Below are 23848 nucleotides of genomic sequence, written 5' to 3'. Positions count from 1 at the left end.
GACGGGGCTTTTTAGCGTTACCCTTGCAGAGCGATCAGAAACGGCCGCGCAGGGTGATGCCATAGGTGCGCGGTTCGCCCAGGAAGGCCGAGAAAATCTGGCGTCCACCGGGGAATTGCGGATCGACGAACGGCGCTGCGGTCGTACCGGCCTGGAACGGGCTGTTGAACGCGACCTGGGTGAAGTCCTCGTTGAACAGGTTCTGTGCCCAGAGCTCGACCGCCCAGGCCTGGTCCGGACCGCGCAGGCCGACGCGTGCGTTGACCACCACGAAGCTCGGCTGTTCCTTCTGCGGGAACAGGTCCGATCCGGTGTTGAAGGCATCGGTCACGCGGGTGTCGAGATAGACCAGACCCGAGAGGCCGTTATTGCCGATATCCGGCGTCCAGGCCATCGATCCGGTCAGCGTCAGCTCGGGCGCGTTCGACAGGTTGTCGCCGGGCAGCTTGCGCAGCGCCGGATCCAGCGGCGCGCCGTTGCGGTTGCCGATCAGGTTGTTGCGATAGCTGGTATCGGCATAGGTCAGACCGCCATTGACCGTGAAGGTGCGCGACGGACGGATCGAGGCTTCGAGCTCGACGCCTTGGGCGACCACGCCATAGGTCACGTCGCCACGGGCACAGCCGCCGGTCGTGGCGCTGAGATCGCGGTCGGCGCCGGCGAGATCGGTCGAGCAGCCGTTGACCGTCTGCACCAGGAAGACGGTGCCGTTGAAGGTGTTGAGCTGGAAATTCTCGAACTGCTGACGGAACAGCGCGAGGTTGATGGTCAGCGGACCGCGCGAATATTTCGCGCCCAGTTCGAACGCATCGACGATTTCCTGGTCGAACTGCAGGTTGCGCACCAGCGCCTGCGCACCGCCGACCGCCGCGAAGGTGGTCACCGGAGCGCCGCCCAGCGGAGCGACGACCGGGCCCTTGAGCGCCGAACGGTCGAGGTTGAAACCGCCTGCCTTGTAGCCGCGCGAATAGCTGCCGTAGAGCAGCAGATCGTCGGTGGGCTTCCACGACAGCACCGCAGTGCCGGTGAACTCGTTCTCGCTGCGGCGATCGCGGATCGATACGCCGTTGAGCTCTGCGGTCGAGTTGCCCTGGCAGCCCAGGCCGACCAGAGCGCCAGCCAGCGCGCGTGCGGTGGCATTGGGGCTGATCAGATCGTCGGTGAGCGATGCCTGCAGGCGGGTACAGACGGTGTTGTCGTTGCTGAAGGTCGCGTTGAAGCGCTTGCGCTCGTTGGTGTAGCGCAGGCCGACCGTCAGATCGAGATTGTCGGTGATGTGGAAGATATTGTGCGTGAAGAACGCATAGTTGCGGCTGTTCTGGAAATAGCGATCGCTGATCGAGCCGAGATTGTTGAGCGTATCGAGCAGCGCGAAGCCGTTGGCGATATCCGCGCCGGTCTGTCCACCGCCGCTCGCCGCAGCCAGCGTGGCGGGACCCACGCCGGGTACGACGCATCCCGGCGAGGTCGGCGAATACAGGCCGGCGAGACCGCCGCCCGAGATGATGCGGCAGGTGGCGAAGCGGCCATATTGGTTGCCGAAGCGCAGGTTGTCGCGCACGGTCAGGTCTTCGTCGGCGAAATAGCCACCGACCAGCCAGTCGAGCTTGCCGTCGAACGCCTCGCCCTGCAGGCGCAGTTCCTGGGTGAAGGTCTTGAACTGACGGAACTGGGCGTCGGTATCGTCGGCGCGATAGAGAATGTCGACCGCGCTGTAATCGGTGTCCGAGGCCTGGCTGTTCTTGTAATAGCGATAGCCGGTGATCGAGGTCAGCGTTGCGCCGCCCATGTCCCAGTTCACTTCGAGCGAGAGACCGCCATCCTTGGTCTTGCCGTTATAGGTGCGGCCGCGGGTGACGAAGGTGTTGCGGCTGAACGGATCGTTGAACGAACCGATCGGCTGGCCGAGGTCGCGCAGCACGTTGATGATGTTGTTGCCCGTGGTCTGGAGCGGCGCGAGCGGAGTCGACGGGTTGTTGAGGTCGCCGATCAGCGGGTTGAAATCGCGGCCCAGATAAACCGCACCGCAGCAGCGCTCGTCGCGGTTGGTATAGTCGGCGATGAAGCGGAACGAGACCGCATCCACCGGCTCCCACAGCAGCTGGCCCTTGACGAAATAGCGGTCGCGATTGTTCAGGTCGATATTGTTGTTCACATCGCGCAGGAAGCCGTCGCGCTTTTCGTACACGCCGTCGAAGCGCGCCGCGAGCGTTTCGCTCAACGGGCCGGTGAGGCCGGCCTGCAGACGGATATTGTCGAAATTGCCATAGGTCGCCTCGCCAAAGCCGCCGAATTCGAATTCGGGCTTTTTCGAGTAGATCGACAGGATACCGGCCGAGGCGTTGCGGCCGAACAAGGTGCCCTGCGGACCGCGCAGCACTTCCACCCGGTCGAGCTCACCCAGTTCGTTGAGACCGATGCCCGAGCGCGAGCGATAGACGCCGTCGATGAACACCGCGACCGAGCTTTCGAGGCCCGGATTGTCACCCACCGTGCCGATACCGCGGATACGCGCCGATCCGTTCGCCTCGTTGCCGGTGGAGGATACGAGCAGCGAGGGGACGACCTGGTTCAGCTGGCGGATGTCGTTGGCGCCGGTATTCTCGAGCGTTTCGGCGTTGACGGCCGACACCGCGACCGGAACGTCGGACAGCAGCTGCTCGCGGCCCTGGGCCACGACGACGATGGTGTTGCTGTCGTTGACGCCTTCCTGATCCGTATCCTGCGCCAGGGCGGGGCTCGCCATGGCCACCAGGCCGGCTGAAAGCATGAGGGACACACGGCTGGCTTTGCCGAAACGCATGGGCATATCTCTCTCCTGATTGTGGTCTCTCTGGCGGTCATGCGCCGCCTTGACGTGAACGTTAGACCAAAATCGGCGGGATTCCAGCGGTTGCGCGGGCTGCCCGCAAAAATGCAGAGTGTTGTCGCGAAAACGCAACACCAGTTATGCAAGTGACTTTATCGCCGGAATTCTGCCGTTTTTTGCAAGTCGAAGCGCAAGGCCGCGCTTTCCGTAGCGACAAAGGCATGAGGGCCTGCGCCCAGAACGGACAGAATAGCCGGGTCATCGGCATCGAGCCCTCCGGTCAATGCACCGAAGGCGGGCAGGATCAGCCGGTCGGAACAGGCGACGAAACAGGGGCGCGAGACCGTCCGCCCGCGCAGCCGTACCCTGAGGCGCGGATGGAAATGGCCCGAAAGTTCGGGCACGCTCCTGCGCGATTCGGCCTTGTGGCGCAGCGCCAGCCCGGCAAGTTCGGCCTCTTCGATTACCCTGCCGCCGAAACCGGTTTCGAGCGCGCTGTCATGGTTGCCGGTGATCCAGTGCAGCGCGATCCGGCACGACAGGCTTTCGATCCGCGCAGCGAGCGCCGGGTCGAGCCGCGAGGCGCCGTCACTGTCGTGGAAATTGTCGCCCAGGCACCACAGGCTGGTCGCGCCCGAGGCCGCGAGCGCGCGTTCGAGCCGGTCGAGCGTCGCCGCGCTGTCATAGGGCGGCAGCATCTGCCCGCCCCGTGCATACCAGCTCGCCTTCTCGAAATGCAGGTCGGCCACGAACAGCGCCTTTTCGCGCGGCCAGTAGAGCGCGGCGCGATCGACGATGACGAAATCCTGCCCGGCGAACGAAAGGGGAACCATGGCTCTGCCATGCCGCAGACATCGGGGTGTTGCAAGCCCGGTGCTTGGCAGATCGTCGCACGCCGATTATGGGGCAGCGCATGACCTTGCCCACCGACTATCCGCTGACCGTCGCGGCGCTCTATCATTTCGCGCCGATCGCGGAGCCTCAGGCCGCGCGCGATGCGCTGCACGCGCTGTGCGAGGCGCAAGCGCTGTGCGGCACGCTGCTGATCGCGCACGAGGGCGTCAACGGCACGCTGGCGGGGCCTGGAGACGGGATCGCAGCTTTGGTCGATGCCATCCGCGCGATGCCGGGCTTTGCCCCGATCGAGGTCAAATATTCGGGCGCGCATATGCCCCCATTCAAGCGGCTCAAGGTCAAGGTGAAGCGCGAGATCGTGACGATGGGCGTGCCCGATATCGACCCAGTGCATGGCCAGGGCGCCTATGTCGAACCCGCGGACTGGAACGCGCTGATCGCCGATCCCGATACGGTGGTGATCGACACGCGCAACAGCTTCGAATTCGCGCAAGGGACCTTTGCCGGCTCGGTCGATCCTGGCACCGAGCGATTCACCCAGTTTCCCGCATGGTTCGATGCGCAGGCCGAGCAGTTGCGCACTTCGGGCAAGAAGATCGCGATGTTCTGCACCGGCGGCATCCGCTGCGAAAAAGCGACCGCCTATGTCCGCGCGCAGGGTTTTGACGAGGTCTATCACCTCAGGGGCGGCATCCTGAAATATCTGGAACAGGTGCCCGCCGAGCAATCGCTGTTCGAGGGCGGCTGCTTCGTGTTCGACGAGCGCGTCGCGCTGGGCCAGGGGCTCGAACTGCTCGATGTCGAGCGTGCGGTGGCGAAAGGTGGCACCGACTAAATCCCGTTTTCCGGCGAAAGCCGGAATCCAGAAGCGGCTACAGCACCACCTCGCCCTTAGGCTCCGGCTTTCGCCGGAGAACAGGAAAATTTAACGCCGTCCGAAGGTGCTCTTCACCAGCCGCGTCACCAGCCCGGAAAGGCTGCGATAATTCGCCAGCTGGTAGGTCGATTCCACGCCGAGTTCGCGCACCAGGCGGCGGTGCGCCTCGGGCAGCGCGTGATAGGGCACGCCGGGCAGCAGATGGTGCAGCGCATGGTAGCGCAGGCCCACCGGCGCCCAGAGCTCGGGCAGCAGGCCGGGCGGTGGCACGTTGACGCTGTCGAGATATTGCGCGGTGACGCTCATCGGCTCCTCCTCGTTCTCCCACAGATGCGCGACCAGCGTGCGTACCTGGTTGAGCACCATGGTGCCCGAGACGATGGCAAGACCGATCAGGAAGGCGCGCAGCGGCAGCGTGCCGGTCGCGACCAGCGCGATCAGCGTCATCGCCCAGGCGCTGGCGAGCGTTTCGAGCACCAGCCAGTGGCGGCGCGCCTGACCTTCGGGCATGACGCGGCGGAAGGCGGGGTTGATGACGAGCCCCGAATAGCGCTCCACGACGATGCGGCGCAGCGGCGGGATGATCAGCGAGAGCGGCGACAGCACGCCATAGCGCACGATAAGGCCGATCGGGCCCAGGGCCGCGACCAGCACGAACAGCGGCACCGTCCACGGCTTCATCAGCGCGAGCGGCAGATATTCGGGGTCCTTGACCGTGCCATAGCGCAGCCGCTGGTGGTGCAGATTGTGCACGCCCTCGTACATGAAGCTGGGAATGAGCAGCGGAATGCCGACCAGCGCGTTCCAGCCGGCATTGAATCCGGGGACGGCATCGGGGCGCAAATGAGTCAGTTCGTGGATGAAGCTGCCAGCGCGGTAGAGCGCCAGGATCGCGACCAGCGCGCACAGCAGCGCCAGCCCGGTGCCATCGACCAGGATCGCGCCGACCAGCGCGCCATAGCCGACCGCGACCGAGGCGAGCATGTCCGCCCAGTAAACGCCCGGCTTCGCGGCGTTGAGATCGCGCGTCAGCGATGCGGCCGCGCGGATCATCGCCATGTCGTCGGGCACCTGGCCGCTGGCGCGCGCCAGGGTCGCGCCCTGGGCGGCACTGCGGCCGGAATCGGAAAGGGGGAAACTGCTAGCCATGATGTTCCTGTACTGATCGCCCGCTTAAGCCACGGCAACGTGGCAGCATGATGGCAATATCTGGCCCGCAATTCCTTGACACAGATCATGGCGGAGCGACAAAGGGCACGGCCCTTTGGGGCTTCCATGACGATGAAGGATGAGTTTTGGCGGACCAGCAGCAGATAAGCGTCAGCCCGGTGAACGACAAGGCCGCCCTCAAGGCGTTCGTCGATATCGCCTATGATCTGAATGCCTCCGACCCGGCCTGGGTGCCGCCCCTGCGCGCCGAAGTCTACGAGATGTTCAATCCGGCCAAGAACCCGTTTTATGGCCATGCCACCGTCCAGCCGATGATCGCGCGGCGCGATGGCAAGGTGGTGGGGCGCATTTCGGCGCATATCGACCATCTCGCGCTGACCCAGCCGGTCGAACAGGGCATGGGCCCCGGCACTGGCAATTTCGGCATGTTCGAGGCGGCGGACGAGGCCGTAGCCCGCGCGCTGCTGAACGCCGCCGAGCAATGGCTGCGCGACCAGGGCATGACCCGCGCGCTCGGCCCCTTGAGCCTGTCGATCTGGGACGAGCCGGGGCTGCTCACCTTCGGTCATGACCGCCCGCCGATCATCATGATGGGGCATCACAACCGCGCCTATCAGGGCTGGATCGAGCGCGCCGGCTACACGCCCGCCAAGAAGCTGCTGTCCTACGAGCTGCCGATCGTCGAGGGCTTTTCGCCGCTGGTCCAGCGCATCGTCGCCGCCGGGCGCAAGAACGAGCGCATCCGGCTGCGCAAGGTCGACAAGAGCCGGTTCGACGAGGATGCTGCGACGATCCTGGCGATCCTCAACGATGCCTGGGGCGAGAACTGGGGCTTCGTGCCGATCACCGATGCAGAGGTCGCCTATATCGGCAAGAAGCTGCGCCCGCTGGTGCGCGAGGACCTGATCATGATCGCCGAATATGACGGCCGTCCTGTCGCGTTCCTGATGACGCTGCCCGATATCAACACCGTCACCGCACCGCTTAACGGATCGCTCTTCCCCTTCGGCTGGGCCAAGCTGCTCTGGTGGCTGCGCACCTGCCGTTCGCCCAGCGTGCGCGTGCCGCTGATGGGCGTGGTCAAGGACCTGCAGAACACGCGCATGGCCGCGCAGCTTGCCTTCATGCTGATCGAGACGATCCGCGTCGAGGCGGTGAAGAATTACGGCACCGTGCGCGGCGAGATCGGCTGGGTGCTCGAGGACAATCAGGGCATGAACGCGATCGCCGATGCGATCGAGAGCAAGGTCAACCGCGAATATCTGATCTACGAAAAGCCGCTCTGATCGCCTGACCGGACTGCCGGGCGTTCAGACCATTGCAACATTCGCGCGTTAAGGCGTCCGGCCGGCCCGGCGCGGCGGGGATTTGACGCCCCGTTTTGCGCCCTCTAGACGACACGCAAACGCTGTGGAGCTTATCCCCTTATGAAGATCGCGATGATTGGTTCGGGCTATGTCGGCCTGGTGTCGGGTGCCTGTTTCGCCGATTTCGGCCATGACGTGGTCTGCGTCGACAAGGATCCGGCCAAGATCGAATCTCTGCTCGCCGGCAAGATGCCGATCTACGAGCCGGGGCTTGAAGGGCTGGTTGCCGCCAATGTGCGCGCTGGCCGCCTGTCGTTCTCGACCGATCTGCCCTCGAGCGTCGCCGATGCCGATGCGGTGTTCATCGCGGTGGGCACGCCCTCGCGCCGCGGCGACGGCTTTGCGGACCTCAGCTATGTGCGCGATGCCGCGCGCGAGATCGGCGAATCGATCCGCAAGCGCTGCGTCGTCGTCACCAAGTCGACCGTGCCGGTGGGCACCGGCGACGAGGTCGAGAAGATCATCCGCCAGACCGCGCCGGAAGCCGATTTCGAGGTCGTCTCCAACCCCGAATTCCTGCGCGAGGGCGCGGCGATCGGCGATTTCAAGCGGCCCGACCGCATCGTCGTCGGCACCGAGGTCGAATGGGCACGCGAATATATGCGCGAGATCTACCAGCCGCTGTTCCTCAATGAATCGCCGATCCTGTTCGTTTCGCGCCGCACGTCCGAGGTAATCAAATACGCCGCCAACGCGTTTCTCGCGACCAAGATCACCTTCATCAACGAAATGGCAGATCTGTGCGAGAAGGTCGGCGCGAACGTGCAGGACGTCTCGCGCGGCATCGGGCTCGATGGCCGGATCGGCTCCAAGTTCCTGCACGCAGGCCCCGGCTATGGCGGCAGCTGCTTCCCCAAGGACACGCTCGCGCTGATGAAGACCGCGCAGGACCATGAGGCGCCGCTGCAGATCGTCGAGGCCGTGGTGCGCGTCAACGACCTGCGCAAGCGCGCGATGGCGCGCAAGGTGATCGCGGCGATGGGCGGCGATGTCGAGGGCAAGCGCATCGCGATGCTGGGCCTGACCTTCAAGCCGAATACCGACGACATGCGCGATGCCCCCGCCATCGTCATCGCCCAGGGGCTGATCGACGCGGGCGCCGAGGTCATCGCCTATGATCCCGAGGGCATGGAGGCAGCCGCCGCACTGATGCCCGGCGTGACGATGGCCGAAGGCGCCTATCAGGCATTGCAGGACGCCGATTGCGCGGTGATCGTCACCGAATGGGACGTGTTCCGCGCCCTCGCGCTGCCGCGCGTGCTCAGCACCATGCGCGGCAACACGCTGGTCGATCTGCGCAACATCTATAAGCCCGAGCAGATGAGTGCGGCGGGCTTCCATTATGTGAGCGTCGGCCGCTGAGCTGACAGGCGGGGGGAGACAAGGGCATGACACGGCGGATTGCGGTGATCTTCGGCACGCGGCCCGAGGCGATCAAGCTGTTCCCGGTGGTGGCCGCGCTCCAGGCCGCGCCGGATCTGGAGCCGGTGGTGCTGGTCACCGGCCAGCACCGCGAGATGCTCGACCAGGTGCTGGAAATCGCCGGGCTGGTGCCCGATCATGACCTCGCGCTGATGCAGCCGGGTCAGAGCCTCGACGAGATCAGCGCGCGGCTGCTCACCGGCATCGGCAGCGTGCTCGATGCCGAAAAGCCCGACATGGTGATCGTGCAGGGCGATACCGCGACCGCGATGTGCGGCGCGCTCGCCGCCTATTATCGCAAGATTCCGGTCGCGCATGTCGAGGCGGGCCTGCGCTCGGGCAATATCTATCATCCCTGGCCCGAAGAGGTGAACCGCAAGATCATCGGATCCTTCGCCGACCTGCACTTCGCACCGACCGAAACCGCCGCCAGCGCCCTGCGCCGCGAGGCGGTGGACGAGGCGAAGATTCTGGTCACCGGCAACACCGTGATCGATGCGCTGCACTGGGTGACCGGCAAGCTCGCCGCCGATCCGGGCCGGGCGGGCCTGCTCGCCCCGGTCGAGGCGCGCTTTGCGGGCAAGCGGATCATCGGCGTCACGACGCACCGGCGCGAGAATTTCGGCAGCGGGATGGACGATATCGCCCATGCCATTCGCGAACTCGCCGCGCGCGACGATGTCGCGATCATCTTCCCCGTGCATCTCAATCCGCAGGTGCGTGCCGCGATGCTGCCAATCCTGGGTGGGCTGGACAATGTCGCGCTGCTCGAGCCGCTCGACTATCTCAACTTCACCCGGCTGCTGCAGATTGCCGAGCTGATGCTGACCGATAGCGGCGGCGTGCAGGAAGAGGCTCCGGCGCTCGGCAAGCCCGTGCTGGTGATGCGCGACACCACCGAGCGGCCCGAGGGCGTCGCGGCGGGCACGGCGAAGCTGGTCGGCACCGACCGCGCGACGATCATCGCCGAAGCGACCCGGCTGCTCGACGATGGGCAAGCTTATGCCGCGATGGCGCAGGCGCACAATCCCTTTGGCGACGGCAAGAGCTCAGCCCGGATCGTCAATGCCATCAGCGCCTGGTTCGCCCGCCTATAGCCAGCCCTGGCTGCGCAGCACCGGCTGCATCGCCCTCGACACCGGCGCGCTGATATTACCGGGCAGCGCCAGTTCCATCCGGCCCGATTGCTGGCGCACCGCCTGCACCGCATCGCGCGCAACCCACCAGCTGCGATGCACGCGCGCGCCCGCCGAATCGTCGAGCAGCGCACAGGCATCGGCCATGCGCATCAGCACCAGATCGCTGCCCAGATCGGTATGCACGCGCAGATAATGGTCCTCCGCCTCGATCGCGATCAGCCGTCCGGCGCGCAACCGGTGCGGCAGCTTTTCGGCGAGCAGCGGCGGAAGCGCGGAATGATCGGTCACGGGGGCTTCGGCAGAGGTCGATGCGGGCGCAGGCTCGGTTGCAGGCTGCGGCATGGGCACGACCGCCGCCTGGACGACCTGGTGTCCAGTCGCCAGATAGTTGATCGTGGTGAGCACCACCGAAATGAGCAGCACCGCCAGCCAGAATTCGAGCACGACGATCGGCGTGATCAGACCGATGCCGAAGAACAGCGCGCTGACCACGATGACGACGAAGCTGTGCGGCAGCGACACTAGCAGCGCGACCAGCCCGGCCTCTGCCCAGCGATGCGCCGCGAGGCCGCCCCAGCCGCGCACCAGCGCATTGACCCCCAGGCCGAGCAGCGATCCGGGCAGGATCACCGCCGCCCAATAGGCAAAGCGCTGGAGAAAGGGCGCAGCCTGGGTGCCCATCGCGCCCAGATAGGCGAGCACCGCCGCCGCGATTATCCCGATGACAAGTCCCCGCAATGCCTGGCTTTTCGCATCCCAAGCATTTCGCGAAGCGTGAACGGCAGGGGGTGGCAACTCACGCATCAGGGCGGGCAACTCGCGTAACCGGACAGGACAGCCGGGTCTAGCTGCGCCAGGGTGAGGGGGTCAAGCATGGCCCCGTCGCCATCGCAACCCGCAAGGAGAACCAGACCCATGAAAGCCCTGTATCTCGCCGCCACGCTCGCGCTTGCCACCGCCGGAAACGGCATCGCCTGGGCCAGCGCGCCCGCTACCGCCCCTGCCGCCTCCAACGCGGCGCTGACCGTTACCTTCGAGCAGATCGAGATGCCTGAGGGCCAGATCCTGCTCAGCCTCTATGACAACGAAGGTGCGCACGATGCGGGCGGCAAGCCGGTGCGCGCCGCAATGGCCAAGGTGGAAGGCAAGACCGTCTCGGTCCGCTTCGAGGGCCTCGCGCCCGGCCGCTATGCGATCAAGGCGTTTCATGATGTCGATGGCGACGGCAAGATGAAGACAAACCCCTTCGGCATGCCGCTCGAACCCTTTGCCTTTTCGAACAACGCCAAGCCCGTGGGCGGCCCGGCGCGCTGGCAGGCGGCCAGCTTCGACGTACCCGCCGGCGGTTCCGAAACCCGCATCGCGATCCAGTAAGGACACGATCTCATGAACCGTCGTGATCTGCTGATCGGTGGAGGCCTGGCCGCGCTCGGCACCCTCGCCCCCGTTACCGCCCGTGCCGCTGCCGCCGTGGCTACCGCGCCCGACTGGACGCTGGGCACCACCGACATTCTGGCAGACATCGCCCCGCGCAGCCTCCGCCGCATCCAGGGCCGTGCGCCCGATCTGGCCGGCACGCTCTACCGCAACGGACCGGCGCGCTTCCGGCGGGGCGACAGCGCTTCAGGCCACTGGTTCGATGGCGACGGGCTGATCCGCGCCTGGCAGCTGCGCGGCAACGAGGCACGGCTCGCCGCGCGCTTTGTCGATACGCCCAAGCGCCGCCTCGAGGAAAAGCTCGGCCGCATCGTCCAGCCGGGCTTCGGCACGCTCGAGCAGCCCGGCGCGCTCGTCGGCAGCTCCGACGATACCAATGCCGCCAACACGCATGTCATCAAGGCGGGCAATCGCCTGCTGGCGCTATGGGAGGCGGGCTCTGCCACCGCAATGGACCCGGGCACGCTGGACACGATCGGCCAGGTCACCTTTCGCGACGACCTGAAGCACATGCCCTTCCTCGCGCATCCGCGCATCGAGCCCGATGGCCGCATCTGGAACATCGGATCGGGCGGGGCGGCGGTCTATGTCTGGCGGCTGTCGAAGCATGGCACGTTCGAGGCGGGCGAAGCGGTGAAGCTGCCGATGGCGAGCTATATCCATGATTTCACCGCGACCGCGCGACACCTGGTGATCCTGTGCCAGCCCTGGATCGCGGGTGCGATGAAGCTGCCCTTCTCGAAAAGCCTGACCTGGCAGCCCGAATTGGGATCGAAGGTGCTGGTGCTCGACAAGGACGACCTGTCGAAGGCCCGCGTGTTCGATCTGCCGCCGCTCTCCTTCTTTCATCTGGGCGATGCCTGGGAAGAGACGGACGGCACGATCCGTTTCGATGGCTGCTTCCACAAGGACGTGACCTTTGCGGTCGAAGGCGCACCCGGGCTGGTCGAGGGACGCTATGTCCATGCCGAACGGCCCGAGCTTAACCTGGTCGCGCTGCACCCCGATGGCCGCGCGACGCTGACGCCGGCCGGGATCACCGCCGAATTCCCGCGCAGCGCGCCCGAGCGGGCCGGCTTGCCCCGGTCGGCCACGGTGCATGTCGGCGGCTATACCGGCGACCGGCCGTTTGCGCGCAGCGTCGGCAGCTGGGACTGGGTCAGGGGACGCCATGACAGCTTCGATTTCGGCGCGCGGCATCTGGTCGAGGAATTCGTGCCCGCAGGCGCGCATCACCTGATCGGCACCACGCTTAACCTCGACGCCAGCGCCACCGAGCTGCACCTGTTCGATGCCCGCCGCATCGCCGATGGCCCGGTGGCGAGCTGGCGCAGCGACATCGCGCTGCCGGTCAGCTTCCATGGCAGCTGGGTCAGCGCCTGACGGGTGCGACGAAAGGCGGGTCAAGCCACTGGTCGCGTCACGATGCGTGCGTTAGAGCAGGGAAATGTCCTCTGCCTTCATTGCGCTCCAGCATCTCGTACCGCAGCACGCGCTGACCCGGCTCGCCGGACGGCTGGCGGCGAGCGAGAGCCCCTGGCTGCGCGACCGGATGATCCGCCGCTTTGCCGCCGCCTATAATGTCGACATGGGCGAGGCGGCGCGCGGCTTCGGACAGTTTGCCAGCTTCAACGACTTCTTCACCCGCGAGCTCAAGCCCGGAGCGCGTCCGCTCGCCGATGCGGGGCGCTTCATCCTCAGCCCCGCCGACGGCGCGGTCAGCCAGGCGGGGCCGATCCGCGACGGGCGCATCATCCAGGCCAAGGGGCGCGACTACAGCGTCGAGGAGCTGCTCGGCGGCCAAAGCGGCGACGCGCACCGTTTCGATGGCGGGCAGTTCGTCACCATTTACCTGAGCCCGCGCGACTATCACCGCGTGCACATGCCGGCGGCGGGAACGCTGCAATCGACCGTATACCTTCCCGGCAAGCTGTTCTCGGTCAATCCGGGCACCGCCGCAGGGGTCGACCGGCTGTTCGCGCGCAACGAGCGCCTGGCATGTCTGTTCGACGGGCACGATGGGGTGTTTGCGAGCGTGATGGTCGGCGCGATGATCGTCGCCGGGATCGACACCGTCTGGCCGCACCGTTTTGCCGACCATGAAACCGCGCCGGTCGCCGAGGATTTCTCGGCTAGCGGTTTCCACCTCGCGGCGGGCGACGAGATGGGCCGCTTCTATCTGGGATCGACCGTGGTGCTGCTGTTCGAGCCGGGCCGCGTTGCCTGGACCGATGCGCTTCAGCCCGGCGCGACGCTGCGCATGGGCCAGGCGATCGGAAAGCGGTTGTCGGGAGGATGAGGGGCCGCCTGAGCGGCGGAACCCCGAAGTGACTGGTGCGGTCAAGAAGACTCGAACTTCCACGGGCTTTCGCCCACAACGACCTCAACGTTGCGCGTCTACCAATTCCGCCATGACCGCACAGTCCAGCAATTCGCGGGGATTTCGGCCGTTTCGACGGCCCTGCCCGCGTGGCAGGCCGCGCCATTAGCAAAGCGTAACGCCCATAGCAACAAGGGAATCTCGTGTGCCTGTCAGGCAGCGCGTGCGATCAGTTGCGCTTGGCCCAGGCGATCTCGGCCGAGGTGGCAGAGCGCGGAACATCGACCATCGCCTGGCGGAAATCGGCCGACTGGCCTGGCTCCAGCTTCTCGACCGGCGGGTTGATGATCCAGTTGAACACTACCCGGTCCTGCGCATCGCGCAGCACCACCAGCATCGGCGGCACATCCTGCGCGCGCTGGCTCAGGTTCTTGATCGTGCCCGAGGCGCTGAAATATTCGGTGCCGTTGGGCAGGGTGCGCCGTTCCTGCTTCTTGGGCGGGAAATCGATCACCAGATCGGGCTCGACCTCGGCAAAGGGCAGGCTGTAATCGGCGATGAAGCCGGGCAGTCCGAAGGTCTGGATCGCCACCGCTGCCCCCGATGCAACGAGCGCAAAGGCGACCGCACCGATCATCCACAGCTTGGCCGGGTTGCGGCGCGGACGGAAGGGCGGCTCGTGGCTGAAGCTGCTCGGCCGATCGGCCAGCGCGTCGTCGGCATAGCTGGCGACGATCGGACGGTCGACCGGAGGAACCGGCCGGGGCAGCGGCGGCAATTCGGGCTCCGGCTCGCGCGCGGATTCGGGCTCGACCGGCACCGGCGCGACCATCGGCGGCTCCGGGCTCGCTGCCGGCGGCGGCGCAGGCGCAGCCGGTCTTGGCTCGGATTCGACCGGCGCTGCTGGCGAAGCGGCAGGTGCTGCCGGTTCCGCGACCGGCGCAGGTGCGGGGGTGGGCGCAGGCTGCACTACCGGATCGGCGACCGACTCCGGCGCGGGAATGCCCGGACCATGCTGGAACCAGCTGTGCCCGCACTTGGCGCAACGCACCGATCGTCCATCGATACCGATGGCGCTGTCGGGAACCGCATAGCGGGTGTTGCACGCAGGGCACGCAATAATCATGGCGTTTCTAACCATGATGGGCGAATCGCCGCAAGGGGCTTGCAGCGCCTGCAAACGCGGTGACCCCATGTTTTCCACTGCTGATTGCACGCAAGGGCGGTTTTTCAACGGCTTGACGCCATGGCAGCGGGATTTGGCAGTGCGGGTGACGTGAGGGTGCGCATTCCCATTGCCTGTTTGGGCCGCGCCGCGCTATCGCCGCTGTATGAGCGCCCCGCAGATGGCCCCTTCGGTCGAAAGCATCGTCCAGTTCGAGAATGTGGGGCTGCGCTATGGCACCGGGCCCGAAGCGCTGATCGATCTGTCGTTCACGCTCTTTTCCGGCCAGTTCTATTTCCTCACCGGCCCGTCGGGCGCGGGCAAGTCCTCGCTGCTCAAGCTGCTCTATCTGGCGCAGCGGCCCAGCCGCGGGATGATCCGGCTGTTCGGCAGCGACCTCATGACGCTGGCGCGCGACCGGCTGCCCGGCTTTCGCCGTCGCATCGGCGTCGTCTTCCAGGATTTCCGGCTGGTGCCGCACCTCTCTGCATTCGACAATATCGCGCTGCCGCTGCGCATCGCGGGGATGCGCGATGCCGATATCGCGACGCCCGTGCGCGAGATTCTCGACTGGGTGGGGCTGAGCGCGCGCGGCGATGCCCTGCCTGCGACGCTTTCGGGCGGCGAGCAGCAGCGCGTGGCGATCGCGCGCGCGGTCATCACCCGGCCCGACATTCTCGTCGCCGACGAACCCACGGGCAATGTCGATCCCGATATGGCGGTGAAGCTGCTGCGGCTGTTCGAGGCGCTCAATCGCATGGGCACCACGATCATCGTCGCGACGCATGACGTGCACCTGATGACGCGGATCAAGCGCGCGCAGATGATGCGGCTGGAAGGCGGGCGCCTGTCCGACCCCACCGGTGCGCTGCGCTATCCGCCGCGCCCGTCCGACATGACCGGCTGGGGCGACATGCCCGGCAAGCCCGGCGAGGCACGCTGATGCTCGGCGCGCTCTTCCCCACCGGGCACGACCGGCGCCTGATCCCGCAGGCGCGGCTGACCGGGCCGATGCCCTGGGTAATCGCGGTGATGCTGTTCCTCACCCTGCTCGCCGCTGCGGCAGCGCTGGCGCTGGGCAGCGCGGCGCAGCAGATCAATGCGGATCTTGCGGGCCGGGCAACGGTGCAGATCGTCAATGCCGATGCCGAGGCGCGGCAGAAACAGGCGCTCGCGGCCGAGGCGCTGCTGCGCTCCGATCGCGCGGTGGCCAGCGTCACCCAGGTGAGCGAGGCCGAGGTCCGTGCGCTGCTGACGCCATGGCTGGGCAGCGGCGCGGTCAGCCGCGACATCCCCCTGCCCGCGCTGATCGATGTCGATTTTCGCGCCGAGGCCGATACTGCCACGCTCACCCGGCTGCGCCGCGCAATGAGGCCCGTCGCGCCCGATGCGCGGATCGATGCGCATGGCCAGTGGCTGAAACCGGTGTTCGATCTGATCGGGACGCTGCGCTGGCTGGCGATCGCGCTGGTCGCGCTGCTCGCGCTCGCCACCACCGCCTCGGTCATGCTCTCGGCCCGCAGCAGCTTTGCCGCGCATTCCGAGACGATCGACATCATGCACCTGCTCGGCAGCACGCATCAGCAGATCGCGCGGCTGTTCCAGCGCCGCATCGCGCTCGATGCCGCCATGGGAGCGCTGATCGGCTGCCTGCTTGCTGCGCCGGTGCTCTGGATGCTCGGGCGCGCCGCCGCCCGGCTCGATTCGGGGCTGATTTCTGCCGGATCGTTCGGCCCGATCGACTGGCTGCAGCTTGCAACTGTGCCGATAGCGGGTATTGCGCTCGCAGTGTTCACCGCGCGGGTGACGGTGCTCGGCGCGCTCAGGAAGAAGCTGTGATCGTTCGCCTGTTGTCATCGGTGCTGCTGGCCTGGATCCTGGGCTTTGCCTGGTTCGCGATCCTGCTGCCCCAGCCCTTGGGCGACCAGCGGACCGATGCCGTGGTGGTACCCACCGGCGGCCCGCTGCGCATTGATCGCGGGCTCGAGGCGCTGCGCAACAAATGGGCCGAGCGCATGCTGATTTCGGGCGTCGACCGCGATGTTCGTCCGGCAGAGCTCAGCGCGCGCTTTCCCGGATCGGTGGCGCTGTTCGACTGCTGCGTCGACCTCGGCTTTCGCGCCTATGACACGCGCTCGAACGGGCTGGAGACCGCGCGCTGGGCCAAGCAGCGCAAGGTCAAGTCGGTCCGGCTGGTCACCACCGACTGGCACATGCGTCGCGCCGAATATGAGCTGCACCGCGCGCTGCCCGACGACATCGCCATCTATCCCGATGCGGTCGCGAGCAAGCCCAGCCTGATGACGCTGTGGCGCGAATATAACAAGCTGGTGCTGCGCGTCATCGCCGGGCTGTTCGGGGTCTGATCATGGCACGCACGCTGCTGGCGATTTTCCGGTCTATCCTGTTCACCATCGCCTTTTACGGCGGATCGGTGTTCATCGTCATCATCGCCTTCATCATCCTGCCCTTCTCGCGGCACCGGCTGCAGAGCATGGCGCGCGGATGGGGCATGTATCATTATTGCTGCGCGCGGACGTTTCTCGGTATCCGCGTGCGCATCGAAGGGCCGATACCGCAGGGCCAGGTGCTCTATGCCATCAAGCACGAAAGCTTTTTCGAGACGATCGAGCTGCTGCGCATCTTCAACCGGCCTGCCGTCGTCGCCAAGATCGAGCTGTCGCGCATTCCGCTATGGAGCCATATCGCGCGCACCTATGGCATGATCTTCATCGATCGGGCGGGCGGCGCGGTGGCGCTGCGCAACATGATGGCCGAGGTGCGCCGCTTCGTCGCCGAAGGGCGATCGATCGTGATCTATCCCGAAGGCACCAGCACCCCGCCAGGCGAGCAGCCGCCGCTCCAGGCGGGCTTTGCCGGGCTGTACAAGCTCGCCAAGCTGCCGGTGGTGCCGATCGCGCTGGCGAGCGGGCATCTCTATCCCCGGCGCGGCTTCATCAAGCGCCCCGGCGTGATCATCTACAAGTTCGGCGAGATGATCCCTGCAGGGCTCTCGCGCGAGGAGATCGAGGCGCGGGTGCACAAGGCGATCAACGAGCTGAACGCGGTGGAGCGGGGCTGAAGTTTCTACCCCCTTTTCATCGTCACCCCCGCGCAGGCGGGGGTCCCGCTGCCCTGAACGTTCGCACTTGAAGCGGGATTCCTGCTTTCGCGGGAATGAAAGGTTAAATATCTGTAATAATTAGATTATCTCACCCGAAAGACGCTGACAGATCAGGTCGAGCTGGTCGAGATTGCCATAGCGGATGGTGACGCTGCCGCTGCGCTGGTTCGCCTCGCTGCTGATCTTGACCTTGAGGCCGAGCAGGTCTTCCAGATGCCGCTCGACCGCCTCGATATCGGCATTGCTCGCCGGATCGCCCGCCCCGCCAGTGCGGGACCTGCCGCCCGGCTTGCCCCCGGCATCGCTGCGCGCGCGGCGCACCAGCTTCTCGACCTCGCGCACCGAAAGCCCGCGATCGACCACTTCGGCGGCGATCGCCTCGGCATCGGGCACGTTGATCAGCGCGCGGGCATGACCCATGCTGAGGCTCTTGTCGGCGACCATCTTGAGCACCGGCTGCGGCAATGCGAGCAGGCGCATGAGGTTCGCGATATGGCTACGCGACTTGTCGACCATCCGCGCGACCTCGACCGGGGTATAGCCCTGGTCGCCGACCAGCCGCTGATAGGCTTCGGCCTCTTCGACCGGATTCAGGTCCTCGCGCTGGATATTCTCGATCAGCGCCAGTGCCAGCGTATCGGGGTCGCTGAGTTCGCGGACGATCGCCGGAATCTCGTGCAGCCGGGCGCGCTGCGCCGCGCGCCAACGGCGTTCGCCGGCGACCAGCTCATACCCCCCACCCTTGCGCGGACGGACGATGACCGGTTGAATCACCCCGCGCTGCGCAATCGAGCGCGCCAGATCATCGAGCGCTTCCTCATCGAAATAACGGCGGGGCTGGCCGGGGTGCGGGCGGATCTCGGCGAGCGGCAGCGTGCGCAGGCCGGTGGCAGAACCGGGCTGCCCCTCGCTGCCCTCGTCGCGCCGCACCAGCGGTTCCTCGCGCCCGACTTCGCCCAGCAGCGCATTGAGCCCCCGCCCCAGCCCGCTCGGACGCTTGCGTCCCAGCGCCTTGGCGATATCGGGCAGACCGCTATTGTCTTCGGCCATCAGGCAGCTTCCTCTTCCATGCGCGGCATGCGGGTGATGAATTCGCGGGCCAGCGCGATATAGGCTTCCGATCCGACGCAGCGATGGTCGTAGATCAGCGCCGGCATGCCATGGCTCGGCGCTTCGGACAGGCGCACATTGCGCGGGATCACGGTATCGAACACCAGCCGCCCGAGCACCGCGCGCACGTCATCGGAAACCTGATCGGTCAGCCGGTTGCGGCGATCGTACATGGTCAGCACCACACCGATGATCGACAGATCCGGATTGAACCGCTGCTGCACGCGTTCTACCGTCTGCAGCAGCTGGCTCAGTCCCTCGAGCGCGAAGAACTCGCACTGCAGCGGGACCAGCACCTGATCGGTGGCGACAAGCGCATTCAGGGTCAGCAGACCGAGCGAAGGCGGACAATCGATCAGACACACCTGCCAGCGATCTTCGGGTGCGTTGTCCATTGCCGCCTTCAGCCGGTGCGTGCGCATTTCCAGATCGACCATCTCGATCTCTGCGCCCGAAAGATCGACCGTCGCCGGGATGACATCGAGCCCCGGAATCTGCGTCGGGACGCAGCATTGAACGAGCGAGCTTTCGTTGGTGAGCAGATCATAGCTCGAATATTCGCGATCGTTGCGCGCAATGCCGAGCCCGGTCGAGGCATTGCCTTGCGGGTCGAGATCGATCAGCAACACCGACAGTCCGGTCGCTGCCAGCGCCGTCGCCAGGTTGATCGCGGTCGTGGTCTTGCCCACCCCGCCTTTCTGATTCGCGACCGCAATGCGGATCATCTTTTGCTCCTGTGTCTGCGCTCGATCTTGCGGCGCGGTGCCTGCCGGGCTCCGATCGGCGCCACGCGTCCGGTTCCGACGAGAATCGCGGCGTCGGCATCGGTGAGGCTCTGTTCCACGTGGAACAGTTTCTGCCACGCCGCGGCGATGCTTTCCAGTTCTGCACGCGCATTGCGTCCCTTTGGCAGCAACCAGCGCGTCTTTTCTGTGGAAAAGCGCCCCGCCCCCTCCAGCAGACGCGGCAGCGGCGCAAACGCACGCGCGGATATGTAATCGGCAGCAAAGCTCTCCACCTTGTCGAGCGCACTGCCCGCCACCTCGGCCCGCCCCCCAAGCCCGAACCGATCGATGGCTTTGTCCAGATAGGCGATGCGCAAGCCGCGCGACTCGATCAGAGTAACCCGGCACGGCGCGAGCAGCGCGATCACCAGTCCAGGAAAGCCCGCACCACTGCCCAGGTCCACCCAGTGCTCATCGGGCTGCGGTGCGGCGAAGCGGAACAGCTGGGCGCTGTCGGCGATATGGCGTTGCCACATCGATGCCAGGGTCGCCGCCGATACAAGGTTCTGGTGCCTCGCCTCTTCCGCCACGAACGCGGCCAGCGCATCGAGCCGGTCCATTGTTTCACGTGAAACACCTGGCCGGCTGGCAACCCAGGATCGGGCCTGGTCCTCGGTCTCGAGAATCATGCTGCGCGCTTGCGGGCGTGCACGAGAATGGCAGCGAGCGCTGCAGGAGTGACACCCCGAACCCGTCCCGCCTCGGCCAGCGTCTCGGGCCGGGCAAGATCGAGCCGCTCGACCATCTCGTTCGACAGCCCGGTGATCGCGCGATAATCGATATCCGCCCCCAGCAGCACCTTCTCGTTCGCGCGAAGATCGCGCAGCTCGGCATCCTGCCGCGCGAGATAGGGTGCGTAGACCGCATCCTCCTCGATCTCGGCGCGCAGATCGTCAGGCAGATCGGCCATTGCCTCGGGCAACAGCGCCGCCAGTGATTTGAGCGTGACCGATGGGAAGCGCAGCCAATCGTACAGGCTCTGCCGCGTGCCATCGGCCTTGATCGGTAGGCCGAGTGCCGCCAGCTCGGTGCATGTCGTCTGTCGATCCAGCACAGCGAGCATCTCGGCCTTGGCCTGCTGGCGCTGCTCGAACCAGCGCTGGCGCTCCTCACCCACCACGCTATTGGCGATGGCCATTCCGGTCAATCGGTCGGTCGCATTGTTGGCGCGCAGACGCAGGCGATATTCAGCGCGCGCGGTGAGCATGCGATAGGGCTCGGTCACGCCCTGCAGCACCAGGTCGTCGATCATGACCGCCAGATAGCTGCTCGCACGATCGGGCAACACAATGTCACGACCCAGCACCGCACCGGCAGCCGCCATGCCTGCAGTCAGCCCTTGCGCCGCAGCCTCCTCGTACCCGGTCGTGCCATTGATCTGGCCCGCGCAATAGAGCCCCGGGATCGCGCGCACTTCCAGCCGATGGTCGAGCGCGCGTGGGTCGATATGGTCATATTCGACCGCATATCCCGGCACGACAATCTCGGCGCGCTCGAGCCCCGCCATGCTGCGCACAAAGGCGAGCTGCACATCGGTGGGCAGCGAGGTCGAGATGCCGTTGGGATAGACCAGATGCGTGTCGAGACCCTCGGGCTCGAGGAACACCTGATGCCCGTCGCGATCGCCGAAACGGTGGATCTTGTCCTCGATCGAGGGGCAGTAGCGCGGTCCCTGCGCCCCGATCGCACCGCTGAACAGCGGCGAACGGTCGAGATTCGCGCGGATGATATCATGCGTCTGCTGGCTGGTCCGGGTGATCGCGCAGAAGACTTGCGGTACTGTGCGGCCTTCGCTCAGCGGCGACATGGTCCAGGCTTCGCCGTCGCTCGGCTGTTCCTCGAGCTGCGCCCAGTTAATGGTGCGTCCATCGATGCGGGGAGGGGTGCCGGTCTTGAGCCGCGCCATCGGCAGATTGGCCGCGCGGAGCTGCTGCGCGAGCAGGCTCGCACCGGGTTCACCGATGCGACCGCCCTCGAGCCGCTCTTCGCCGCGGAACAATCGTCCGCCCAGAAAGGTCCCGGTCGCCAGCACCACGGCGCGTGCGGCAACTGCACCGCCATCGGCGAGATCGACCCCTGCCACCCGGCCCTGTTCGAGCCGCAGCGCTGCGACCTCGCCCTCGGCAATCGACAGGTTCGGCTGCGCTGCCAGCATCGCCTGGATCGCAGCCTTGTACAGCTTGCGGTCAGCCTGGACGCGCGGCCCCTGCACGGCGCTGCCCTTTGAGCTGTTGAGCATGCGATAGTGGATCGCGGCCTTGTCTGCCGCGCGCGCGATCAGGCCATCAAAGGCATCCACCTCGCGCACCAGATGGCCCTTGCCCAGGCCACCGATCGCCGGATTGCACGACATCGCCCCGATCGCGTCGCGCGTGAAGCTGACCAGCCCGACGCGCGCACCCATGCGCGCGGCGACCGCCGCCGCTTCGCAACCGGCATGACCGCCGCCGACCACCAGAACATCAAATTGCTGCATGGAGCCGCGCATACAGCAATTGCGGGATTCGGTCGAGGGGGTGTCATGCGAGCGAAACGGCATAGCGAGCCGTACCGTCTCCCCTCCCGCCAGCGGAAGGGGAGAGGTTCATTTCCCGATGCAAAACGCGCCGAACAGGGCGTCGAGCATATCTTCGACATGCGTGCGGCCGAGCAGTTGGTCGAGCGCATGTCGTGCGAGCCGCAGACCTTCGGCACGAAGCAACAGGTCCGTCTGTGCCCTGGCTCCGTGGAGAGCGGAGGCGCATTCGCCGAGCAGCCGGTGCTGGCGCGCATTGAGCGCGACCTCGTTGCTCGCCGGAAGCAACGTCCGCGCTGTTGCCACAAGATCGTTGATCAGCGCATCGAGCCCCTGCCCCGTCTTCGCCGAAAGCCGATGGCGTGCCACCTGCTTTGTTTCACGTGGAACACCCGTTCGATCAATCTGCGACTCGACCTCCCACAGGGCAGGATGAGAAGGCCCTTCACCTTCTGTACCTAACCACAGGACGATGTCCGCCGCCGCGATCGCATCTTGCGCCCGGGCAATGCCAATGGACTCGATCTCCTCGGCCCCCTCGTCGCGCAGCCCCGCCGTATCGGTCAGCACGAAAGGGATTCCGCCCAGCGCCACCGGCGCTTCGATGACATCGCGCGTGGTCCCCGCGATATCGGATACGATGGCCGCTTCGCGCTGCAGCAGTGCGTTGAGCAATGTGGACTTGCCGGCATTGGGCGGCCCGGCAAGCACCACGCGGATACCATCGCGCAACCGCTCGGCGCGCGGCCTTGCCAGCGCAAGGTCGATATCGCCTGCCAGCGTGCCGATCCCCTGCCCCACCGCATCAACGGCATGCTCAGGCACATCATCCTCATCGGAAAAGTCGAGATCGGCCTCGACCAGCGCAGAGAGCCTCAGCACATCGCGCCGCCACGCCTCGACCTGGCGCGAAAGATGCCCGCTCGCCATGCGGATCGCGGCGACGCGCTGCGCCTCCGTTTCGGCGAACAACAGATCGGACAGGCCCTCGGCCTCGGCCAGGTCCATGCGGCCGTTGAGAAAGGCGCGGCGGGTGAACTCGCCGGGTTCCGCGAGCCGGAGCCCTTCAATCCCTGCAAGCGCGATCTCGACCGCGCGCACCACTGCCCTGCCTCCGTGCAGATGCAGTTCGGCCAGATCCTCGCCCGTGGCCGTGTCTGGCCCTGGAAACCACAGGATGAGCGCACGGTCGAGTATCTCGCTCGAGACCGGATGGCGCAGGGTACGCAAAGAGGCGCGGCGCGGCCCGGGCAGCGCGCCGGAAAGCGCCTTGAGCGCCGTTCCTGCATCTGGCCCACTGATCCTAATGATCGCCAGGGCTGCGGGAGGTGCGCCGCTCGACAGCGCATAGATCGTCGCCCCCGCAGTCATGATTCAATAAGGGGAAAGGTCAGTCCGAGGACTTCTTGCCGCTCGCCCCGGCGGCAGCGGCGTCCATGATCTGCTGGAAGAAGCGCAGGCCCATTTCGCCCATCGGGGCGATGTTCTTGGCGATGGTCTGCAGCTGGTCGACATTGCTGGTGCCCTTCATCGCGCTGACGACACCATCGACATAGGTCTTGTTGACATCGGAGACATCGGGCAACCCCATGAATCGGCGCATCTCTTCCGGGGAACAATCGACTTCGATATTCACTTTCATGGCATTACCCTCTTGTCAGCGCAAAGGCCCCCAAGCCCCGGATTCACGCTTATCAGCACGGGCAAAGTGGGTATAAACGGGTCACAAATCAATCGAATTGATGATGGAGAG

General features: G+C 66.0%; 22 protein-coding genes and 1 tRNA gene. 11 read left to right on the top strand and 12 right to left on the bottom strand.

Translation table 11 applies throughout. The features are described from left to right. Window positions 1-34: 34 nt before the first annotated feature. Entirely contained in the window at window positions 35-2809 is a 2775-nt protein-coding gene (locus AX725_RS18805; RefSeq protein WP_060977923.1) for a TonB-dependent receptor, read from the bottom strand. A gap of 152 nt (window positions 2810-2961) precedes the next feature. Continuing rightward, a complete protein-coding gene (pdeM, locus tag AX725_RS18800) occupies window positions 2962-3642 on the bottom strand; it encodes a ligase-associated DNA damage response endonuclease PdeM (protein ID WP_060977924.1) in 681 nt (226 codons plus the stop codon). 80 nt (window positions 3643-3722) lie between these two features. On the opposite strand from pdeM, the gene trhO reads away from it, so the two are divergent. Next, window positions 3723-4499 (top strand): oxygen-dependent tRNA uridine(34) hydroxylase TrhO, encoded by a 777-nt coding sequence (gene trhO / locus AX725_RS18795; RefSeq protein WP_066112444.1) that lies wholly within the window; start codon window positions 3723-3725, stop codon window positions 4497-4499. 90 nt (window positions 4500-4589) lie between these two features. Here the strand turns inward: trhO and AX725_RS18790 are convergent, their stop codons facing one another. Continuing rightward, on the bottom strand, window positions 4590-5690 hold the full coding sequence (locus AX725_RS18790) for a fatty acid desaturase family protein (protein WP_060977926.1): 1101 nt from the start codon (window positions 5688-5690) through the stop codon (window positions 4590-4592). Window positions 5691-5869: 179 nt separating this feature from the next. Between AX725_RS18790 and AX725_RS18785 the strand changes: the two genes are divergently transcribed. The 3 genes from AX725_RS18785 (at window position 5870) to wecB (ending at window position 9597) form a co-directional block, all read left to right on the top strand. After that, the gene (locus AX725_RS18785; protein ID WP_208597888.1) at window positions 5870-6997 is read left to right on the top strand and encodes a hypothetical protein; all 1128 of its coding nucleotides are present in this window, start codon (window positions 5870-5872) and stop codon (window positions 6995-6997) included. Window positions 6998-7138: 141 nt separating this feature from the next. Continuing rightward, window positions 7139-8440 carry a UDP-glucose dehydrogenase family protein gene (locus AX725_RS18780; protein ID WP_060977928.1) on the top strand — a complete coding sequence of 434 codons (1302 nt, stop codon included), beginning with the start codon at window positions 7139-7141 and terminating at the stop codon, window positions 8438-8440. Between the two features lie 26 nt (window positions 8441-8466). Beyond that, window positions 8467-9597 carry a non-hydrolyzing UDP-N-acetylglucosamine 2-epimerase gene (wecB, locus tag AX725_RS18775; protein WP_060977929.1) on the top strand — a complete coding sequence of 377 codons (1131 nt, stop codon included), beginning with the start codon at window positions 8467-8469 and terminating at the stop codon, window positions 9595-9597. On the opposite strand, the gene AX725_RS18770 is transcribed toward wecB, so the two are convergent. After that, the gene (locus AX725_RS18770) at window positions 9592-10377 is read right to left on the bottom strand and encodes a LytTR family DNA-binding domain-containing protein (protein WP_066043951.1); all 786 of its coding nucleotides are present in this window, start codon (window positions 10375-10377) and stop codon (window positions 9592-9594) included. The genes wecB and AX725_RS18770 overlap by 6 nt on opposite strands. A 177-nt stretch (window positions 10378-10554) precedes the next feature. Between AX725_RS18770 and AX725_RS18765 the strand changes: the two genes are divergently transcribed. From AX725_RS18765 to asd, 3 genes are all read left to right on the top strand, one after another. Further along, window positions 10555-11013 carry a DUF2141 domain-containing protein gene (locus AX725_RS18765; protein WP_060977931.1) on the top strand — a complete coding sequence of 153 codons (459 nt, stop codon included), beginning with the start codon at window positions 10555-10557 and terminating at the stop codon, window positions 11011-11013. 12 nt (window positions 11014-11025) lie between these two features. Further along, window positions 11026-12459 carry a carotenoid oxygenase family protein gene (locus AX725_RS18760; RefSeq protein ID WP_060977932.1) on the top strand — a complete coding sequence of 478 codons (1434 nt, stop codon included), beginning with the start codon at window positions 11026-11028 and terminating at the stop codon, window positions 12457-12459. Window positions 12460-12523: 64 nt separating this feature from the next. Then, window positions 12524-13375: an archaetidylserine decarboxylase gene (gene asd, locus AX725_RS18755; RefSeq protein ID WP_060977933.1), complete on the top strand. Its 852-nt coding sequence runs from the start codon at window positions 12524-12526 to the stop codon at window positions 13373-13375. 33 nt (window positions 13376-13408) lie between these two features. Here asd and AX725_RS18750 read toward each other — a convergent pair. Beyond that, a tRNA-Leu gene (locus AX725_RS18750) sits at window positions 13409-13495 on the bottom strand. A gap of 130 nt (window positions 13496-13625) precedes the next feature. Continuing rightward, window positions 13626-14522: an MJ0042-type zinc finger domain-containing protein gene (locus tag AX725_RS18745; protein WP_060977934.1), complete on the bottom strand. Its 897-nt coding sequence runs from the start codon at window positions 14520-14522 to the stop codon at window positions 13626-13628. 220 nt (window positions 14523-14742) lie between these two features. Here AX725_RS18745 and ftsE point away from each other — a divergent pair, with 220 nt between their 5' ends. Genes ftsE through AX725_RS18725 form a run of 4 tightly spaced genes read left to right on the top strand, consistent with a single transcriptional unit; the run spans window position 14743 to window position 17643 of the window. Continuing rightward, entirely contained in the window at window positions 14743-15504 is a 762-nt protein-coding gene (gene ftsE, locus AX725_RS18740; RefSeq protein WP_060977961.1) for a cell division ATP-binding protein FtsE, read from the top strand. After that, the gene (locus tag AX725_RS18735) at window positions 15504-16400 is read left to right on the top strand and encodes a cell division protein FtsX (RefSeq protein ID WP_060977935.1); all 897 of its coding nucleotides are present in this window, start codon (window positions 15504-15506) and stop codon (window positions 16398-16400) included. Before ftsE ends, AX725_RS18735 begins: the two co-directional genes overlap by 1 nt. Next, window positions 16397-16927 carry a YdcF family protein gene (locus AX725_RS18730; RefSeq protein ID WP_060977936.1) on the top strand — a complete coding sequence of 177 codons (531 nt, stop codon included), beginning with the start codon at window positions 16397-16399 and terminating at the stop codon, window positions 16925-16927. The genes AX725_RS18735 and AX725_RS18730 overlap by 4 nt, the downstream gene beginning before the upstream one ends. Window positions 16928-16929: 2 nt before the next feature. Next, a complete protein-coding gene (locus tag AX725_RS18725) occupies window positions 16930-17643 on the top strand; it encodes a lysophospholipid acyltransferase family protein (protein WP_060977937.1) in 714 nt (237 codons plus the stop codon). 120 nt (window positions 17644-17763) lie between these two features. Here AX725_RS18725 and AX725_RS18720 read toward each other — a convergent pair whose 3' ends face one another. The 6 genes from AX725_RS18720 to AX725_RS18695 form a co-directional block, all read right to left on the bottom strand. Continuing rightward, a complete protein-coding gene (locus tag AX725_RS18720) occupies window positions 17764-18735 on the bottom strand; it encodes a ParB/RepB/Spo0J family partition protein (RefSeq protein WP_060977938.1) in 972 nt (323 codons plus the stop codon). Further along, on the bottom strand, window positions 18735-19520 hold the full coding sequence (locus AX725_RS18715; protein ID WP_060977939.1) for a ParA family protein: 786 nt from the start codon (window positions 19518-19520) through the stop codon (window positions 18735-18737). The genes AX725_RS18720 and AX725_RS18715 overlap by 1 nt, the downstream gene beginning before the upstream one ends. After that, window positions 19517-20209: a 16S rRNA (guanine(527)-N(7))-methyltransferase RsmG gene (rsmG, locus tag AX725_RS18710; RefSeq protein ID WP_060977940.1), complete on the bottom strand. Its 693-nt coding sequence runs from the start codon at window positions 20207-20209 to the stop codon at window positions 19517-19519. Before rsmG ends, AX725_RS18715 begins: the two co-directional genes overlap by 4 nt. Beyond that, window positions 20206-22056, bottom strand: a complete 1851-nt coding sequence (gene mnmG, locus AX725_RS18705) for a tRNA uridine-5-carboxymethylaminomethyl(34) synthesis enzyme MnmG (protein WP_060977962.1) — start codon at window positions 22054-22056, stop codon at window positions 20206-20208. The genes rsmG and mnmG overlap by 4 nt, the downstream gene beginning before the upstream one ends. 108 nt (window positions 22057-22164) lie before the next feature. After that, window positions 22165-23466: a tRNA uridine-5-carboxymethylaminomethyl(34) synthesis GTPase MnmE gene (mnmE, locus tag AX725_RS18700; protein ID WP_060977941.1), complete on the bottom strand. Its 1302-nt coding sequence runs from the start codon at window positions 23464-23466 to the stop codon at window positions 22165-22167. Between the two features lie 19 nt (window positions 23467-23485). Further along, window positions 23486-23737 (bottom strand): DUF6489 family protein, encoded by a 252-nt coding sequence (locus AX725_RS18695; protein WP_060977942.1) that lies wholly within the window; start codon window positions 23735-23737, stop codon window positions 23486-23488. Between the last annotated feature and the right edge of the window lie 111 nt (window positions 23738-23848).

The organism is Blastomonas sp. CCH9-A1, assembly GCF_001557175.1.
In the GTDB taxonomy this organism is placed as follows: domain Bacteria; phylum Pseudomonadota; class Alphaproteobacteria; order Sphingomonadales; family Sphingomonadaceae; genus Blastomonas; species Blastomonas delafieldii_A.
Note: the sequence above shows the minus strand (reverse complement) of the source record. Positions and strands in the feature narration are given on the sequence as shown.

Coding starts and splice junctions, on each gene's coding strand:
- AX725_RS18805 (WP_060977923.1), bottom strand. CDS start 2,809: ATGCCCATGCGTTTCGGCAAAGCCAGCCGTGTGTCCCTCATGCTTTCA.
- pdeM (WP_060977924.1), bottom strand. CDS start 3,642: ATGGTTCCCCTTTCGTTCGCCGGGCAGGATTTCGTCATCGTCGATCGC.
- trhO (WP_066112444.1), top strand. CDS start 3,723: ATGACCTTGCCCACCGACTATCCGCTGACCGTCGCGGCGCTCTATCAT.
- AX725_RS18790 (WP_060977926.1), bottom strand. CDS start 5,690: ATGGCTAGCAGTTTCCCCCTTTCCGATTCCGGCCGCAGTGCCGCCCAG.
- AX725_RS18780 (WP_060977928.1), top strand. CDS start 7,139: ATGAAGATCGCGATGATTGGTTCGGGCTATGTCGGCCTGGTGTCGGGT.
- wecB (WP_060977929.1), top strand. CDS start 8,467: ATGACACGGCGGATTGCGGTGATCTTCGGCACGCGGCCCGAGGCGATC.
- AX725_RS18765 (WP_060977931.1), top strand. CDS start 10,555: ATGAAAGCCCTGTATCTCGCCGCCACGCTCGCGCTTGCCACCGCCGGA.
- AX725_RS18760 (WP_060977932.1), top strand. CDS start 11,026: ATGAACCGTCGTGATCTGCTGATCGGTGGAGGCCTGGCCGCGCTCGGC.
- asd (WP_060977933.1), top strand. CDS start 12,524: ATGTCCTCTGCCTTCATTGCGCTCCAGCATCTCGTACCGCAGCACGCG.
- AX725_RS18745 (WP_060977934.1), bottom strand. CDS start 14,522: ATGATTATTGCGTGCCCTGCGTGCAACACCCGCTATGCGGTTCCCGAC.
- ftsE (WP_060977961.1), top strand. CDS start 14,743: ATGGCCCCTTCGGTCGAAAGCATCGTCCAGTTCGAGAATGTGGGGCTG.
- AX725_RS18735 (WP_060977935.1), top strand. CDS start 15,504: ATGCTCGGCGCGCTCTTCCCCACCGGGCACGACCGGCGCCTGATCCCG.
- AX725_RS18725 (WP_060977937.1), top strand. CDS start 16,930: ATGGCACGCACGCTGCTGGCGATTTTCCGGTCTATCCTGTTCACCATC.
- AX725_RS18720 (WP_060977938.1), bottom strand. CDS start 18,735: ATGGCCGAAGACAATAGCGGTCTGCCCGATATCGCCAAGGCGCTGGGA.
- AX725_RS18715 (WP_060977939.1), bottom strand. CDS start 19,520: ATGATCCGCATTGCGGTCGCGAATCAGAAAGGCGGGGTGGGCAAGACC.
- rsmG (WP_060977940.1), bottom strand. CDS start 20,209: ATGATTCTCGAGACCGAGGACCAGGCCCGATCCTGGGTTGCCAGCCGG.
- mnmG (WP_060977962.1), bottom strand. CDS start 22,056: ATGCAGCAATTTGATGTTCTGGTGGTCGGCGGCGGTCATGCCGGTTGC.
- mnmE (WP_060977941.1), bottom strand. CDS start 23,466: ATGACTGCGGGGGCGACGATCTATGCGCTGTCGAGCGGCGCACCTCCC.
- AX725_RS18695 (WP_060977942.1), bottom strand. CDS start 23,737: ATGAAAGTGAATATCGAAGTCGATTGTTCCCCGGAAGAGATGCGCCGA.